The 14,906-nt window shown below is 73.9% G+C and carries 8 protein-coding genes; 4 read left to right on the top strand and 4 right to left on the bottom strand.

The window, feature by feature from the left end:
* Positions 1–20: 20 nt before the first annotated feature.
* The 4 genes from AC067U_RS17955 to AC067U_RS17940 form a co-directional block, all read right to left on the bottom strand.
* Entirely contained in the window at positions 21–3,035 is a 3,015-nt protein-coding gene (locus tag AC067U_RS17955; RefSeq protein WP_478830678.1) for an AAA family ATPase, read from the bottom strand.
* Positions 3,032–4,198 carry an exonuclease SbcCD subunit D gene (locus AC067U_RS17950; protein ID WP_478830677.1) on the bottom strand — a complete coding sequence of 389 codons (1,167 nt, stop codon included), beginning with the start codon at positions 4,196–4,198 and terminating at the stop codon, positions 3,032–3,034. Before AC067U_RS17950 ends, AC067U_RS17955 begins: the two co-directional genes overlap by 4 nt.
* A 117-nt stretch (positions 4,199–4,315) precedes the next feature.
* Positions 4,316–4,741: a hypothetical protein gene (locus AC067U_RS17945; RefSeq protein WP_478830676.1), complete on the bottom strand. Its 426-nt coding sequence runs from the start codon at positions 4,739–4,741 to the stop codon at positions 4,316–4,318.
* Positions 4,742–4,813: 72 nt separating this feature from the next.
* On the bottom strand, positions 4,814–5,659 hold the full coding sequence (locus AC067U_RS17940; RefSeq protein ID WP_478830675.1) for a caspase family protein: 846 nt from the start codon (positions 5,657–5,659) through the stop codon (positions 4,814–4,816).
* Positions 5,660–5,803: 144 nt separating this feature from the next.
* On the opposite strand from AC067U_RS17940, the gene AC067U_RS17935 reads away from it, so the two are divergent.
* The 4 genes from AC067U_RS17935 (at position 5,804) to AC067U_RS17920 (ending at position 14,894) form a co-directional block, all read left to right on the top strand.
* The gene (locus tag AC067U_RS17935) at positions 5,804–6,676 is read left to right on the top strand and encodes a DNA/RNA non-specific endonuclease (RefSeq protein ID WP_478830674.1); all 873 of its coding nucleotides are present in this window, start codon (positions 5,804–5,806) and stop codon (positions 6,674–6,676) included.
* 125 nt (positions 6,677–6,801) lie between these two features.
* Positions 6,802–12,312 (top strand): trypsin-like peptidase domain-containing protein, encoded by a 5,511-nt coding sequence (locus AC067U_RS17930; protein WP_478830673.1) that lies wholly within the window; start codon positions 6,802–6,804, stop codon positions 12,310–12,312.
* Between the two features lie 18 nt (positions 12,313–12,330).
* The gene (locus AC067U_RS17925; RefSeq protein ID WP_478830672.1) at positions 12,331–13,410 is read left to right on the top strand and encodes a trypsin-like serine peptidase; all 1,080 of its coding nucleotides are present in this window, start codon (positions 12,331–12,333) and stop codon (positions 13,408–13,410) included.
* Between the two features lie 155 nt (positions 13,411–13,565).
* Positions 13,566–14,894, top strand: coding sequence for a vanadium-dependent haloperoxidase (locus AC067U_RS17920; protein ID WP_478830671.1), 1,329 nt, complete (start codon positions 13,566–13,568; stop codon positions 14,892–14,894).
* Positions 14,895–14,906 lie beyond the last annotated feature (12 nt).

The raw sequence follows: 14,906 nt of genomic DNA, 5'->3' as shown, positions 1-14,906 counted from the left end.
CGCGCGGAGGCCCACGCCGCTCAGCCGGTGAAGCCGCCGGTGCGGTGCCGGACCACCGAGCCGCCGCGCTGCTTGACGACCTCCAACTGGGCCTGGACCCGGCTGCGCAGGTCGGCGACGTGGCTCACGATGCCGACACTGCGGTCCCGTTCCCGCAGCGAGTCCAGTACGTCGAGCACCTCGTCCAGGGCCTGGTCGTCCAGGCTGCCGAAGCCCTCGTCGATGAAGAGGGTGTCCAGGCGCATCCCGCCGGCCTCGTCGGTGACCACGTCGGCCAGGCCCAGGGCCAGCGCGAGCGAGGCGAAGAAGGTCTCGCCGCCGGAGAGCGTGGCCGTGTCCCGTTCCAGGCCGGTCCAGGCGTCCACCACGTGCAGCCCGAGGCCGGAGCGGCCGCGGCCGCCCGCCCGGGCGTCGGAGTGGACGAGCGTGTACCGCCCGCCGGACATGCGCAGCAGCCGCGCCGAGGCGGCCGAGGCGACCTGCTCCAGCCGGGCGGCCAGCACGTACGCCTCCAGCCTCATCTTCCGCTCGTTGTCGGCGGAGGTGCCCGCGGTCAGTGCCGCCAGGCGGGCCACCCGGTCGTAGGCCTCGCGCAGCGGGCCGATGGCCCGCAGGTCCGACTCCGCCAGGCGGGACAGCCGGTCGAGTTCGGCGCAGCGGACCCGGGCGGCGTCGCAGGCGGAGACGGCGGTGCGCAACCGGGCCGCGGCCCGCTCGGCGCGCGCTGTGCACCCGGCCGGGTCGGCGGGTTCCCGCTCGGCGGCGGCTGCCGCGTCCGCCTCGGCGAACCGATCGCCGAGCAGGGCCTCTTCGGCCTGCCAGGCGTCCGTCCGGCGCTGCAGCGAGAGGCGTTCGTCCTCGGGGAGCAGGGCATCGGCGGCCTGCCCGGTGGTGTCGAAGCCGGCTTTGAAGGCGGCGTCGGCGAGCTGGTCGTCGGCTTCCTTGAGGCGCTGTGCGGCGGTTTCGGCGCGGCGCAGGGCCTCCGCGGCGGCGGCCACCAGGCGGATCCGGGTCTCCAGGGTGCGGGCGCGTTCGGCGACGCTGCCGGCGTCGGCGCGGATCAGCCTCAGTCCGGCTTCCAGGGCTTCCTGTTCGGCTTCGAGGGTTTCCCGGCGGGAGGCGCGGGCGGCGGCGAGCGTTTCGGCGCGCTGCCGGTTCTCGCTGCGGGCCGTGTGCTCGCGCTCGGCGGCGTCGAGGGCTTCGCGGGCGGCGTGCAGTCCACCGGCGGTGGCCTGCGCGGTGGCGTGGCGCACCGTCAGGTCCTGGGTACGGGCGAGCAGTTCGGCGGTGCCGGCGTCCCCGGCGGCGGCCGCGGCCTCGGCTCCGGCCTGGCGTACGGCGGCCAGTCGGCGCTCCGCTTCGGCGCGGCGCTCCTCGGCGCGTTCGTAGCGGGCGTGGGCGGCGTCCTCCGCGGCCCGGTCCACGTGGCCGGGGGCGGGGCGGGCCGGGGCGGGGTGGTCGGCCGAGCCGCACACGGTGCAGGGCTCGCCGGTGACGAGGGCCTCGGCCAGTTCGGCGGCGATGCCGCGGAGCCGGGCCTCCTTGAGCTCCAGCCAGCGTTCCCGGGCCGCCCCGGACTCCTCCCGTACGGCGAGCAGCGCGGCGGCGGCCGTGCCGGCCTCGGCGGCGAGGGTGTCGCGGCGGCGGGCGGCGTCCAGCCGGAGCCGGGCCGGTTCGAGGGCGCCGGCGAGCTGCTCGGCGAGGGTGACGGCCTGCTGGGCGGTGTCGGCCCGGTCCCGCAGGGCGGCGCGGGTGGCGTCCCAGCGGGCCAGCCAGTCGGCGTCCTCGTGGAGCAGTTCCTCGGCCGCACGGGCCTCCCGGTCGAGGGCGGCGCGCTCACGGCCGATCTCGGCACTCCGCTGCTCGTCGCGGTGGGCGGCGCCGACGGCACCGAGGTCCTCGCGGAGCCGCTGTTCCAGGGCGGCCAGCTGTTCGGTGCCGGCCTCGGCCAGGGTGTGGGGCAGCCGGGCGCGGGCGTCGGTCTCGGCGCGGGCGGCGGCCCGGGCCGCCTCGGCCGCGGCCTCGCGCAGCCGCAGGGCGGGCCGGACCAGGTCGGCGCGCCGGGCCCGGTCCAGGCGGGCGCGGACCCGGTCGCGTTCGGGCGCGGCGGCCTCCAGGGCCGCGGCACGGGCGAGGGTCTCGGCGTGCCGGCGCTGCAGCCGGTCGAGCTCCCGGGCCTCGTCGGCCTCGCGGCGGGCGGCGGCGTCCCGTCCTTCGGCTGCGGCGAGGGCGTACTCGGCGACGGTCAGCCGTTCCCGGGCCCCGCTGCGGGCGACGGCCGCCCAGGCGCGGACCGCCCCGGCCAGTCCCGGGTCGCCGGGGGTGAGGTCGGGCAGCGGCCAGTCCCGCAGGTCGGGGGTGTCCCCGGCGGCCTGGGCCAACCGCTGGGCGGTGGCCAGCACCTTCTCGTCGCCGGCCCGCACCCTGGCCTCGGCGGCCCGGCGCCGGTCGGCGAGCAGGGTCTCCACGGCGGCGAACCGGCGGGTGTCGAACAGCCGCCCGAGGAGCCGCCCGCGGGCCTCGGCGTCGGCGCGCAGGAAGCGGGCGAAGTCGCCCTGGGGCAGCAGCACCACCTGGCAGAACTGTTCCCGGCTCATGCCGAGCAGCTGCTCGATCTCCTCACCGATCTCCTGGTGGGACCGGGACAGCGGCTGCCAGCCGTGCTCGGCGGTGTACTCGCGGAGCCGGCTCTGCGCCTTGTCCTTGGTGGTGCCGGTGCCCCGCTTCTTGGGGCGGTCCTGTTCGGGCCGGCGGGTGAGTTCCAGGCGGCGGCCGCCGACGGTGAGCTCCAGGCTGACCTCGGTGGGGGTGCCGGGGTCGGCGTGGTGGCTGCGCAGGCTGGTGCCGGGGGCCTGGCGGGAGCCGGGTACGGACCCGTAGAGGGCGTAGCAGACGGCGTCGAGGACGGAGGTCTTGCCGGCACCGGTGGGGCCGTGGAGGAGGAAGATCCCGGCGCCGGAGAGGGCGTCGAAGTCGATCTCCTGGGGCTGCGCGAACGGCCCGAAGGCGGTGACCTCGAGCCGGTGCAGCCTCATCGGGCGGTCTCCGTCCGGGCGGTGTCGGTGCGGACGGTGTCGAAGGCCTCGCGGAGCACGGTCCGCTCGGCCTCGTCGGGCAGGCCTCCGCCGCGGACGTGCGCGACGAAGTCCTCGGCGATCTGCTGGTCGGTGCGGCCCCGCAGGCGCTGGGCGTAGGAGGCGGTGCCGTCCTCGCTGCGGCCCTCGGGGTCGAAGACCAGGCTGAGGGCGTGCGGGAAGCGGGCGGTGATCCTGGCCATCGGGTCCTCGGGGCGGACCGGGTCGGTGACGGTGGCCTCGACCCAGGAATCCCGGTGCCGTTCGAGGGCGGGGTCCTCCAGCAGCTGTTCCAGGTGCCCGCGGATCCGGGCCAGCGGCCGGGGCACCGGGGTGTCGACGCGTTCCGCGGTGATCTCGCCCTCCGGCCCGAGGTCGACCAGCCACATGGACTTGCGGTGGTCGACTTCGGAGAAGGAGTAGGCGAGCGGGGATCCGGAGTAACGGACCCGCTCACTGATCGTCTGGCAGCCGTGCAGATGTCCGAGGGCCGCGTAGTCCACCCCGTCGAAGACGGTGTCGGGGACGGCCTCGACCCCGCCCACGGCGATGTCGCGTTCGCTGTCGCTGGCCCGGCCGCCGGTGACGAAGGCGTGTGCGAGGACCACCGAGCGGGTACCGGCCGGACGCCCGGCGAGGTCGGCGCGGACCTTCTCCATGGCTGCGCCCAGGACTGCTTCGTGGCTGACCCGGTCCACCGCGAACCGGTCCTTGACCAGGGCCGGTTCCAGGTAGGGCAGGCCGTAGAAGGCGACCTCGCCGTGTACGTCGGCCAGGACGACGGGGTCGGCGCAGCCGGCCGGGTCGGTGCGCAGGTGGATCCCGGCCCGGCCGATGAGTCCGGCGCCGACGCCGAGGCGGCGGGCGGAGTCGTGGTTGCCGGAGATCATCACCGTGGGCACGCCGAGGTCGGCGAGCCGGTGCAGGGCCCGGTCGTAGAGCTCGACGGCGGGCAGCGGGGGCACCGCCCGGTCGTAGACGTCCCCGGCGACGAGCACGGCATCGGCCTCGCGCTCGCGCACGGTGTCGATCAGGTGGTCGATGAAGGCGGACTGGGCTTCGAGCAGGCCGACCCGGTGGAAGGACCGGCCGAGGTGCCAGTCCGAGGTGTGCAGGAACCTCACGCGCGCACCCCAGTCCCCGCCCCGACCTGCATGTCTTCCGCTCCTCGACCTTGAGGCCCGCCGCGGGACCCGGTGGTGGGCGCGGCTGGCAGCACCCACCACAGTAACGCGCACGGGTCAGCGGTAGCCCTCCAGCCGGGTGATCGCGGCGGCGTTGTCGCGGCGTGCCTGCTCCCGGCTCCCGGGCGGCACGCACACCAGGTCCAGGGGCCCGGCCTCACGCCAGACGAAGCCGGGCTTGCAGGTGTCCGGGCCGTAGGCGCCGCCGCCGGGCTCGCGCCGGGAGGGCCCGGCGGCGTTCTCGGCGGCGGTGCGGTCGCGGATCCCCGGGGTGACGCACACGCGGTCCCCGGGGAACGCGGCGCGGTGGACGTAGCCCTCCTTGCAGTCTCCGGGGGCGGCCCGGGCGGGCGGGGCGGCGGCCACCGCCGCTCCGGACAGCACGCCGGCGGTCAGCAGCAGGGCGGCGAGCAGCCGGGTGGTCAGGGCACGGGCGAAGGCGAAGGCGCCGGTGAGGGCGCCGGCCGGCGTGGGCTGTCGCATCGGACCTCCGCGGGCTGGAGCGGGCCGGCGGTCCCCCGTGCCCGCCCTTTCCCCGTTCCCTTCGAGCGTAGATCAGATGGTGAACGGCTTCTGCTCGAGGAAGGTGGGGCGCCCGGTGGTGTAGAGGTTCGGGCTCTGGATGGCCGGCATGCGCTTCTGGATGTCGCGGTGGAAGGTGCGGTAGTCACCGCGGAAGGCACCCTTCTGCCACACCTTGAGGAGTTGTTCGGTGAACAGTCCGTTGACCTGGCCGTCGGAGGCGAGCTGGTTGTCCTGGCAGGCCCCGATCAGTACGGCGTTCTGCGCGGGCCCGCCGTTGCCGTTCCTGAGCTCCTGCTGCAGGCCCTCGTAGAAGTCCCGGTCCCGGGCGAAGATCTCGGCCTGCTTGAACTCGGGCATCAGCCGCGAGGTGATCTCGATGCGGGCCGGGTCGCGGGTCTGGAACTGGGACTCCAGCGCCTCGGGCCGGAGCATCGCCTGGAGTGACTCGATGCTGGTGCCGCTGTGGCAGCAGTCCAGCACCACGATGATCCGGACGTCCTGCTCGAAGCCCTGGAGCTCGCGGTGCAGCTCGTCGTCGAGGAACTGCCGGTCGTAGAAGACCAGGGTCTCGTCCTGCCGGTCGGCCTCGTCGTCGTCGCCGGCCAGATCGTCCATCTGGCCGCCGTGGCCCGAGTAGGTGAACAACAGCATGTCTCCGGTGCGCAGCCGGCCCGCGGCCTCGCGCAGGGCACCGGTGATGTTGTCGACGGTGCCGTCGGAGGTCAGGATCACGGTGTCGGAGAAGCCGTTCGCGCGGGCCGCGGCGGCCATGTCGCGTGCGTCGTTCTCGCAGGCCAGGAGCTTGCCGTCCCAGCCGTCGTACTTCTTCGGGTCGACCTTGTTGAGACCGACGTGGATGGACAGGCCAGTGGGCACGGTGACTCCTCGGGGGGAGGGGGACGGGCGGGATCGACAACATGGGTTCCGCGTCCGCCGCCGTCCGAATCAGGGTGGCCCGCTGTTCGGGTGGCCCGTCGCACCGCGCCGTGAATGCCCCTTCCCGCGCGGTACTTCCATCATATGAACGCAATCGAAACGCCTCCCGAGGCCCGCGCGGACGCCCTCGCCGGCCGCGCCGGCTACGACGAGGCATTCCTCGGGCCGGTCGTGCCCCTCCCGGTGCCCGCGTCCCCGGACGTCGAGACGGTGGTCCTGCCCTACACGCACTTCACCGTCGTCCTCCGCCCCGACCGCCGGCTCGCCGCCTCCACCGCCGTCTGCATCGACGGCGCGAAGCTCCTGGAGGACGTACCCCGCGACGACGCCTGGGACTTCGACCCCCGGGTACCGGAGTCCCACCAGAGCGGCAACGACATCTACCGCAACAACACCCTGGACCGCGGCCACCTGGTACGCCGCCTCGACCCGGTCTGGGGCGCCTCCGCGGAGGCCCACCTCGCCAACGCCGACACCTTCCGCTACACCAACGCCGCCCCGCAGGCCGACGTGTTCAACCAGGGCAAACAGCTATGGCAGGGCCTGGAGAACCATCTCCTCGACCACGCCGCCCGGTTCGACCGCAAGCTGACCGTGATGACCGGGCCGGTGCTGCACGACTCCGACCCGCCCTACCGCGGCATCCAGGTCCCCCTGCGGTTCTGGAAGGTGGCCGCCTTCATGCAGGACGGCTCCCTGGCCGCCACCGGGTACATCCTGGACCAGAGCCCCGACCTCTCCCGCGACCGCGAACGGGCCATGGCGGGCGCGAAGCCCGGCGGCCCGCCGCCGCTCGGCCCGTTCCGCACCTTCCAGGTGCCGGTCACCGACATCGTCGAACTCACCGGGCTGGACTTCGGCCCGCTGCCCGCCGCCGACCTGATGCCCGTCACCCGGGCGCCCGCCGAACGGTGGAAGAAGCTGGAGTCCTACGACGACATGGTCCTGCGGAACTAGCCTTCCCCCGCAGGTCATCCCCGCCCCGTTCGGCCGCGTTGCAGCCGAACGGGGCGGGTGAAACCATGACAGGTGTCAGACAGTCCGTGTCGCCGCCGCAGCGGCGGTGTCCGTGCAGGTGCGCTATGCCGCTCACCACTACGCAATGGGACCTCGTCAGGGAATGGGTCAGGGACCACGTGTTCAACGTGGCGATCGCCTACCAGTCCCAGGTCGTCAACCTCGGCTTCTCCCAAGAGTTCGCCGCATCCATCCCCTACGGCGACACCGCTTCGAGCGCCGCGACGGCCCTGGTCAGGGCCGTACGGCTGCGAGGCGTCAAGGCACAGTTCCAACTGCTGGAAGCGCTCTGCAGGATCGACTCGCTGACCGTGTTGCCGGACTTCGAAATCGCCCTGCAGTTCCGGGGCGAACTGTCAGCCGCGAGGGAGCTGAACCGTTCACCGCGCGACCCCTATCAGGCGGGCGTCCTGAAGAACGGGGCCGAGGTCTTCATCGACCGGCTGGACCTGCGGGAGCGGCTACGGGAATTCACCGAGGACCAGTACAAAACGGTCCTGGTGGTGGACGGTGCCCCGGACAGCGGACGCTCCTACACCTACAACCTCATCCGCCACCTCGGCGCCCACAACGGATTCCAGCCGGTACGCGTCACGCTCAACCAGACCTCGACGGCCGACCAAGTGATCCACTGGCTGGCCGACTACGTGACCGACCCGCACACCGGCATCTCACCGTTGAATCCCACACAGTTGAACGATCCACTTCCCGCGGTCCACAAGGCCGTGCACCGCATCGTCATGCAGGCCACCGCCGCCGAGGAGCAGTTCTGGTTCGTCCTGGACGACTGCGACCGGCTCGACCTCAACTCCGACGTCTGGGACTGCATCGGCAAACTCGCCGAGATGGTGTACGAGTACGGGGACCGGCCGGGCGCACCGCGCCTGGTACTGCTCGGCTACTCCGACAGCATGCGGCAACTCCGGGACGAGATACGCAACAACGAGGTCCGGGACACCGCACGGGTCGTCACACCCGACGACCTGCGGGAATTCTTCTGCCGGTTCTTCCGGGAAACCGCGCCTCCGGACCACGCGGCGCCGCCCGACGAGAAGGGGGTCGCCGCCCTGGTGGACGCAGCCGTCCCGGCCGTACTGCACGCTGCTGCCGAGGCCCCCGGTCCCGAGAGCTTCATGCGGAAGGTGGGCGCGGCGACGGTGCACGTGGTCCGGCTCTACGGGTCCTCCGGCCCTGGCCCCGGCCCCGACTCCGGCCCCGGCCCCGACTCCGGCCCCGGACCGGGCGGACCCGGACCTGGTGGCAGTCCGGGCTCCGGGCCGGGGACGAGCCCTGGCCCCGCGCCTGCCACGGACCACTACACGGCGTTCGTCGCCCGGCTGGGACGGCAGCTCTCCGCCCCGGACACCGCACCGCCATCGCCGCCGGTGTCGAACCTCCGGCTGGCCTACCGGGAGGCGGCCTGCCTGTTCACCCAGTTCGACCCGACGCGGCTGCGGCTGGCCGGTGAGGAGGAGCCCACCGGCCGGGCCATGACGGAGCTGGTGGACGATTGCCGGGGCGGGGGGAACATGGCCACCGTCAGCTGGACCCTCAAGCCGGAGGTCCGCGAGCAGACCCTGCGCAGCTTCCCCGGCCCGGCCCCGGCCCGCTTCGCCCTGCTCGCGAACCTGGATCAGGTGCCGGCCGGACCGGGCACCGAACGCACCACCCTCGCCTACCTGAGCGGCATGCCCCCCGACCTGCCCCGGCAGAGCGCCGACGACCTCCCGTGCACCCTCCAGGCCGTGCTGTGGCTCTCCCAGATCAAGGGCATCACGCACATCCCGGATATCCCGACCGTCCAGCGGCTGCTGGACCGGGCCCGCCTGCAGCACCCCCTGCGACGTCTGGTGCAGGACTCCTTCCAGGGGCGGGCCGCCGAACTGGCCACACTGCGCGCGTACATCGGCATCCCGACGGACCTCCCCACCCTGCTCGGGCCCCTGCCGCAGGACGACGGGCCCACGCCGCCGGTGGTGCTCCACGGCCCAGGGGGCATCGGCAAGAGCACCCTGCTCGCCAAGTTCCTGCTGGACAGCCTGCGCGACTTCCCGTCCGGGTTCCCCTTCGCGTACATCGACTTCGAGCGGCCCACCCTCTCGGTGCACGAACCCTCCACTCTGATCGCGGAGATGGCCCGCCAGCTCGGCATTCAGTACCCCGACCACCGGGAGGCGTTCGACGCCCTGGCCCACGAGTGCGAGGAGACAGCCACCGCCCACCAGGCCGCACAGAGCTCCGTCGACGCGCTCCAGCGGCTCGCGACCACCCGGTCCACGCTGGGGCGGTCCTCCTCTTCCGGCCTGCACAGCCAGGCCAGGCTGCGGGAGGCCGAGCTGGCCGGGCGGCTGGCCAACCTGGTCCTGGAGGCGGTCGGTACTCCCGCGGGGGATCCGCAGCCGCCGCTGGTGATCGTGATCGACTCCTTCGAGGAGGCCCAGTACCGGGGCTCCCCTCTGTTGGGCCGGTTCTGGGCCATCTGGTCCGCACTCGAGGACGCCCATCCCCGGCTGCGGGTCGTCGTGTCCGGCCGCAAGCTCGCGGAGCACCCGGCCCGGGTGGTGCAACCGCTCACCATCGAGCTGGGCGAGCTCGACCCGGCGGCCGCCGTCGCCCTGCTGATGTCCGGCGGCGTCACCGACAGGGGGCTGGCGGCCGAACTCGCCGAGCGGGTGGGTGGCCACCCGCTGAGCCTGAAGCTGGCCGCCCGGGCCGCGCACACCGCCGTCGAACAGTCCGGCAACGGGGCCGAGTCGACGCGGGACCTGATCGACAGCCTGCCCGCGCAGCGTCGTCAGTTCTTCCACCAGGTCGACCAGATGCTGATCCAGGGAACCCTGTACGAGCGGATCCTCGACCGCATCAGGGACGACCGGGTCCGCGCCCTGGCCCACGCGGGACTGGCGCTCCGGAGCATCACCCCCGAACTGATCCGGGAGGTGCTCGCCGGACCGTGCGGGCTGCGCGTGGACTCCGACGACGAGGCCCGGGAGCTCTTCGGCCTGCTGGCCCGGCTCGACCTGGTGGAGCCCGCCGGGCCGGGAGCCGTATGCCACCGCAGTGACCTGCGCGCCATCATGCTGCGGCTGGCCGAGAGGGCTCGGATGGACCTGATGCGGGCCGTCGGGCAGCGGGCGGTCGCCTACTACGCGGCCCGCGAGGGGCTGGAGGCCCGGGCGGAGGAGATCTACCACCGGCTGCGGCTCAACGAGAACCCGCGGGAGGTGGAACGGCGCTGGCTCCCGGGCGTCGAGCAGTTCCTGGAGGGGGCCGAGGAGGACCTCGCCGGGCGGTCCGCCGCCTACCTGAGCGGGCAGCTGGGCGATTACACCCCTGACGAGGTGCTCAGGGAGGCCGACCAGGAGGACTGGGAGCGGATCGCTGCCCATGAGGTGGCGGATCTGCTGGCCCAGGGGTACGCGCACGAAGCCGCCGCCCGGCTCGCGGAGCGCCGGCCGTGGACGGCGGGCAGCCCGCTGCACCCCCTGTGGGTGGAGACCCTGGACCGGCTGGGCCGTCGTGCAGAGGCCCGGGCAGCTGCTGCGGAGGCCGTGGACCGGGCCGAGGAGGCGGGCTTCCCGCGGCTCCAGCTGGAACTGCTGACGCTGTCCGCCTGGCTCGCCGAGGCGGACGGCGACCTGACCACGGCCGCCGATGAGCTCACCGAAGCAGAGAGGGTCGCCACGGGGCTGGGCGACGGCCTGGAGGCACTGGGCGCGCGGTTCGCCCGTACCAACCTGGGCACCGGTGCCGCAGCAGGGACGGTCGGCAGTGCCGGGGATCAGCTCGCCGGACGGCTGGACCGGCTCTCGGACGCCGACCTGGCCAGCCAGCCCGCACTCGTGCGGGAGGCGGCGGCCGAGGTCTCCCGCGGCCATCCGCGGACGCTGGAACGCGCCCTGGAGGTCGTGGGCCTGCCGCAGGACGATCAGCGGGTCGTGTCCGCCCTCACCCTTGCGATCACCCGCGCCCTCGCCGAGGAGCCCCACCTGAAGGACGAGCTGAACGCCTTGCTGAGCAACGCCGCCCCTCGGATCCCGTCGACAACGAGCGGAGACCTCACGCAGCGGGGCATGCCCGACTCCCTGCGGGAGGCTCAGCAGCTGGGAACCCTCGACGGGCTGGCCCGGCGGCTGCTGGCCGTGGAAGACCTCAGCGGTGAGCTGGCCTCCGGCGTGGCGGCGGCGATGAGTGTGGGGGCGCTGGCGGGACTGGCTCCGGGCGAGGCACGGGACGCCGGCAGCGCCGTCGGGGAGACGACGGCGACAGCAGGGACACCGGCAGCAGGCGTGAGTGTGGTGGGGACATCGGGGGCGGTGGAAGGGAGAACGGCCGCCGCGCGGCCTGGCACGAACATGACCGAGACCAGCACCGGCACCAGCACCGGCACCAGCACCAGCACCAGCACCAGCACCGGAAGCGAGACCCACTCCGGCGATTACCTGTCCCAGGACGAGATCCGGCGCCTGCGGGACACGGCGGTGGAACAGGGCCTGGCCGACCCCATGACCCGGCCGCTCCTCTTCGCCGGGATCCTGCCCAAGTACCGCGCGTCCCTGCCGACGTTCCCGGCGCCCGGCCCGCAGGTCCTCTCCGACCTCAACGCGATGAACCGGGTGGAACGGCTGATCGACGGCAGCGTCCCACTGGCCCTGTGGCTGCGCAACGCCGTGGACCAGCTCACCGAAGCCGCCGCCCGGGACCTCTACCAGGGCGCCCTGGACCGGGTGGCCCGGGACGCCGCCGGCGAGCCGGACGTCGCACCGGACCTGCCCACCGGGGAGACCAAGGAGGAGATCGTCTTCCGGGACGACACGGTCCCCTTCGGCTTCCTGGACGGCGGCGCACTCGCCGGCACCTCGGTCGCCCGCATCAAGGTGCTGCCGTACCAGGGAGGTGCCCTGCTCCAGCCACTCGCTCTGCCCCACAACGGCACCGGCTGGCTGATCACCCCCGACCTGCTGGTGACCAACCACCACGTGGTCAACGCGCGCAAGCGCACCGCCGACGAGCGCCCCGTCGTGGACCCGGCCGACCTGCTCCTCCAGGCGACGCACTCCCGGACCCGGTTCGACTACCTGGCCGAGGAGGACCTGGACACCGACGGGGAGGTGGGCGCGGGCGAACTCGTCGCCTGGGACGAGGACCTGGACTTCGCGATCCTCCGGCTGGCCGCCGGCGCACCGCCGCGGCCCTTCCTCCGGATCGCCGCCGAGCCGCTGCGGGTGACCCCGGACCTGCCGGTCGCGGTCAACATCATCCAGCACCCCGGCGGGGAGCCGAAGCGGATCGCGCTGCGCAACAACCTGGTCTTCGAGGCCGACGACCGGGACCTGAAGTACTTCACCGACACCCGGGGCGGTTCCTCCGGCTCGCCCGTCTTCACGGACGACTGGACGGTGGTGGCCCTGCACCGCGGCACCCGCCGGGTCTCCGACGTCAGCTTCCAGGGCAAGAGCACCGCGTTCGTGAACGTGGGCACCCAGCTCGGGGCGATCATGCGGCACCTGCAGGAGAAGGCCCCGCAGGTGCACGCCGAGATCACGGCGGCCCAGGCCGCCCGGGCACGGCCGTAACAACCCAGGAGGTGTGAGATGCGCGGAGGTTCCCCGGTGGCGACCCCGCCCGAACGGGTCTTCGGAGAGGACCTGCTGGCGGTCGCCGCCCGCGTACGCAAGGGTCTGGACACGGACACGGAAATGGAGGTCCAGGAGTCCGACGTGGCGCTCCCCGCGGCGGAGGCGGCGGCCGAGCGGATCCGGCTGGCCGCGCGCGGGGAACGGGCCCGGGTGCTGGCGGCGGGGGTGCGCGGGCTGGAGAAGCTGGCCGCGGGCCGCGCCGAGGACATCGACGAGGACGAGGACTTCGGGGTGGAGGCCATCGTGCTCCTCGAAGGCCGGCCCGCGATCCTCGTCCAGAACCAGGACTTCGCCTCCCAGCAGGGCGACTGGGCCCTGCTGGACGGGCAGCGGGCCGGGATCCGGGAGTCCATCGCCCGGGTCGGCCGGGTGGAGGTCAGCGGCCACCTGGACTTCGACTGGCTGGGCACCGGCTTCCTGGTGTCACCGGACGTGGTGATGACCAACCGGCACGTGGCCGCGGAGTTCACCCGGGCGGACGGACAGGGCGGATTCACCTTCCGGCCCGGCATGGGCGCCCGGATCGACACCGTAGAGGAGCTGGGCGCGCCGCCGTCGGACCGGTCCTTCGAGTTCGCGGTCACCGGGATCGTGGGCATCCACCCGGAGGTGGACATGGCGCTGCTGCGGGTCGAGCCCACGGCGGGCGGCGGCGGGGCGCTGCCGACCCCCCTCGCCGTGGCCGCGGACGCCCCGCCCGACCTGGCGGGGCACCCGGTGTACGTGGTGGGCTATCCGGCGGCGGACGGCCGCCGCAACGAGCCGGTGGCGATGAGCCGGATCTTCATGGACGTCTACAACGTGAAGCGACTCCAGCCCGGTACGGCCACGGCGCTGCTGCCGGACGGGCTGACGATGCACCACGACTGCTCGACGCTCGGCGGCAACAGCGGCTCGCCGGTGTTCGACCTGGCCGACCACCGGGTGCTCGGCCTGCACTACGGCGGCCGGTTCCGCAGCGCCAACAACGCCGTGCCGCTGTTCTCGCTGACCGAGGACCCGCTGCTGGAAAGGGCGGAGGTCAACTTCGTCTGACGCGCGCCCGCACGCCCCCGACCAGGTGACGTGTGTGTCGTCCGTGCGACCGCGTGCAACGGCCGTACGACGTCCGCACGAAGCTTCCGTGGCCGAACTGCCCTGACTGTTTCGTGTGGTTGTGGGCGGCGTGGGGCACTGGTTTGCTTCGCCGCATGCCGCTGACCACACGCACCCGCAGCCGTACCCGCACCCGTATCCGTACCCGCACGCAGAGCCGCACCCGGCGCCCCGGCCTGGTCGCCGCCGCGCTGCTCGCGCTGACCGCCGCCCTGCCCTCGGCCGGCGCCTCGGCCGCCCCCGTCGGCACCCCGGTGGACCCCGCGCACGGCGCCGGCCGCGGCTCGGTCGTGCTCGACTGGTACGACACCACCGCGCGGACGGTCGACGCCGCCCCCGCACCCACCCAGATCACCAACAGCCGCACCTGGGCCATCGGTTGGCTGGCCGCCGCGCGGGCCGCCCGGGAGGCGCCGCAGGGCCGGTCCCGGGCCGTCTTCGAGGACGCCGCGATCTCCTCGGCCGTGCACGCCGCCCTGGTCGCCCTCGCGCCGTCGCGCAGGACCGAACTCGACGCCGCCCTGGCCGCCACCTTGGCCCTGGTGCCGGACGGCCCGGCGGAGGACCGCGGGGTGGCCGCCGGTGCCCGGCAGGCCCGCGCGGTCCTCGCCGCCCGTACCGGGGACGGCCTGGACCCGGCCTCGGTGAACGCGCCGTTCCCGGTCCCGCCCGCGGCTCCCGGCGTGTGGCAGCCGACTCCGGACGGCTACGCCCCGGCCGTCCAGTACGGCAACCGGGTGGCCAGGCCCTTCCTGCTGGACGCGCCGTCCCAGTACCGGCTCGGCCCGCCGCCGGCCCTCGATTCCCGCCGCTACCGGGCCGACCTGGCCGAGGTGCGCGCGTACGGCGCGGCCGACAGCGCGGTCCGCACGGCGCGGCAGACCGAGACCGCGACCTTCTGGTACGGCTCCTCGCTGACCCTGTACACCGAGCCGCTGCGGGTGGCCGTGGCCCGGTCGGACGGCTCGGCCGCCGACCGCGCCGAACTCCTGGCGCTGTTCCACACCGCGCTGGTCGACACCCAGATCGCGACCTCCGACAGCAAGTACACGTACCTGCGCTGGCGTCCGGTGACCGCGATCCGCACCGGTTCCCTCGGGACGGACCCGGCCTGGCGGCCGCTGCACCAGACTCCGGCACACCCCGACTATCCCAGCGGCCACGCCACCTACGCCGGTGCCGCCCAGGCGGTGCTGGACGCCCTGACCGGTCCGCGTACCGCCCCGTTCACCTTCACCAGCCCGACCGCGCCCGGGGTGGCGCGCACGTACACCAGCTGGGGGGCGCTGACCCGGGACAACGTCGACGCCCGGGTCTGGTCGGGGATCCACAGCCGTACGGCGGACGAGGCGGGCGTCCGGCTCGGCCGGGCCGTCGGCGAGCACGCCCTGCGCCACACGGACCGCCTGTACGGCACCCTGTGATCAGCGCCCCGT

It is taken from the genome of Streptomyces sp. NPDC043853, from assembly GCF_056436025.1.
This window is presented reverse-complemented; position numbering and strand designations above follow the sequence as displayed.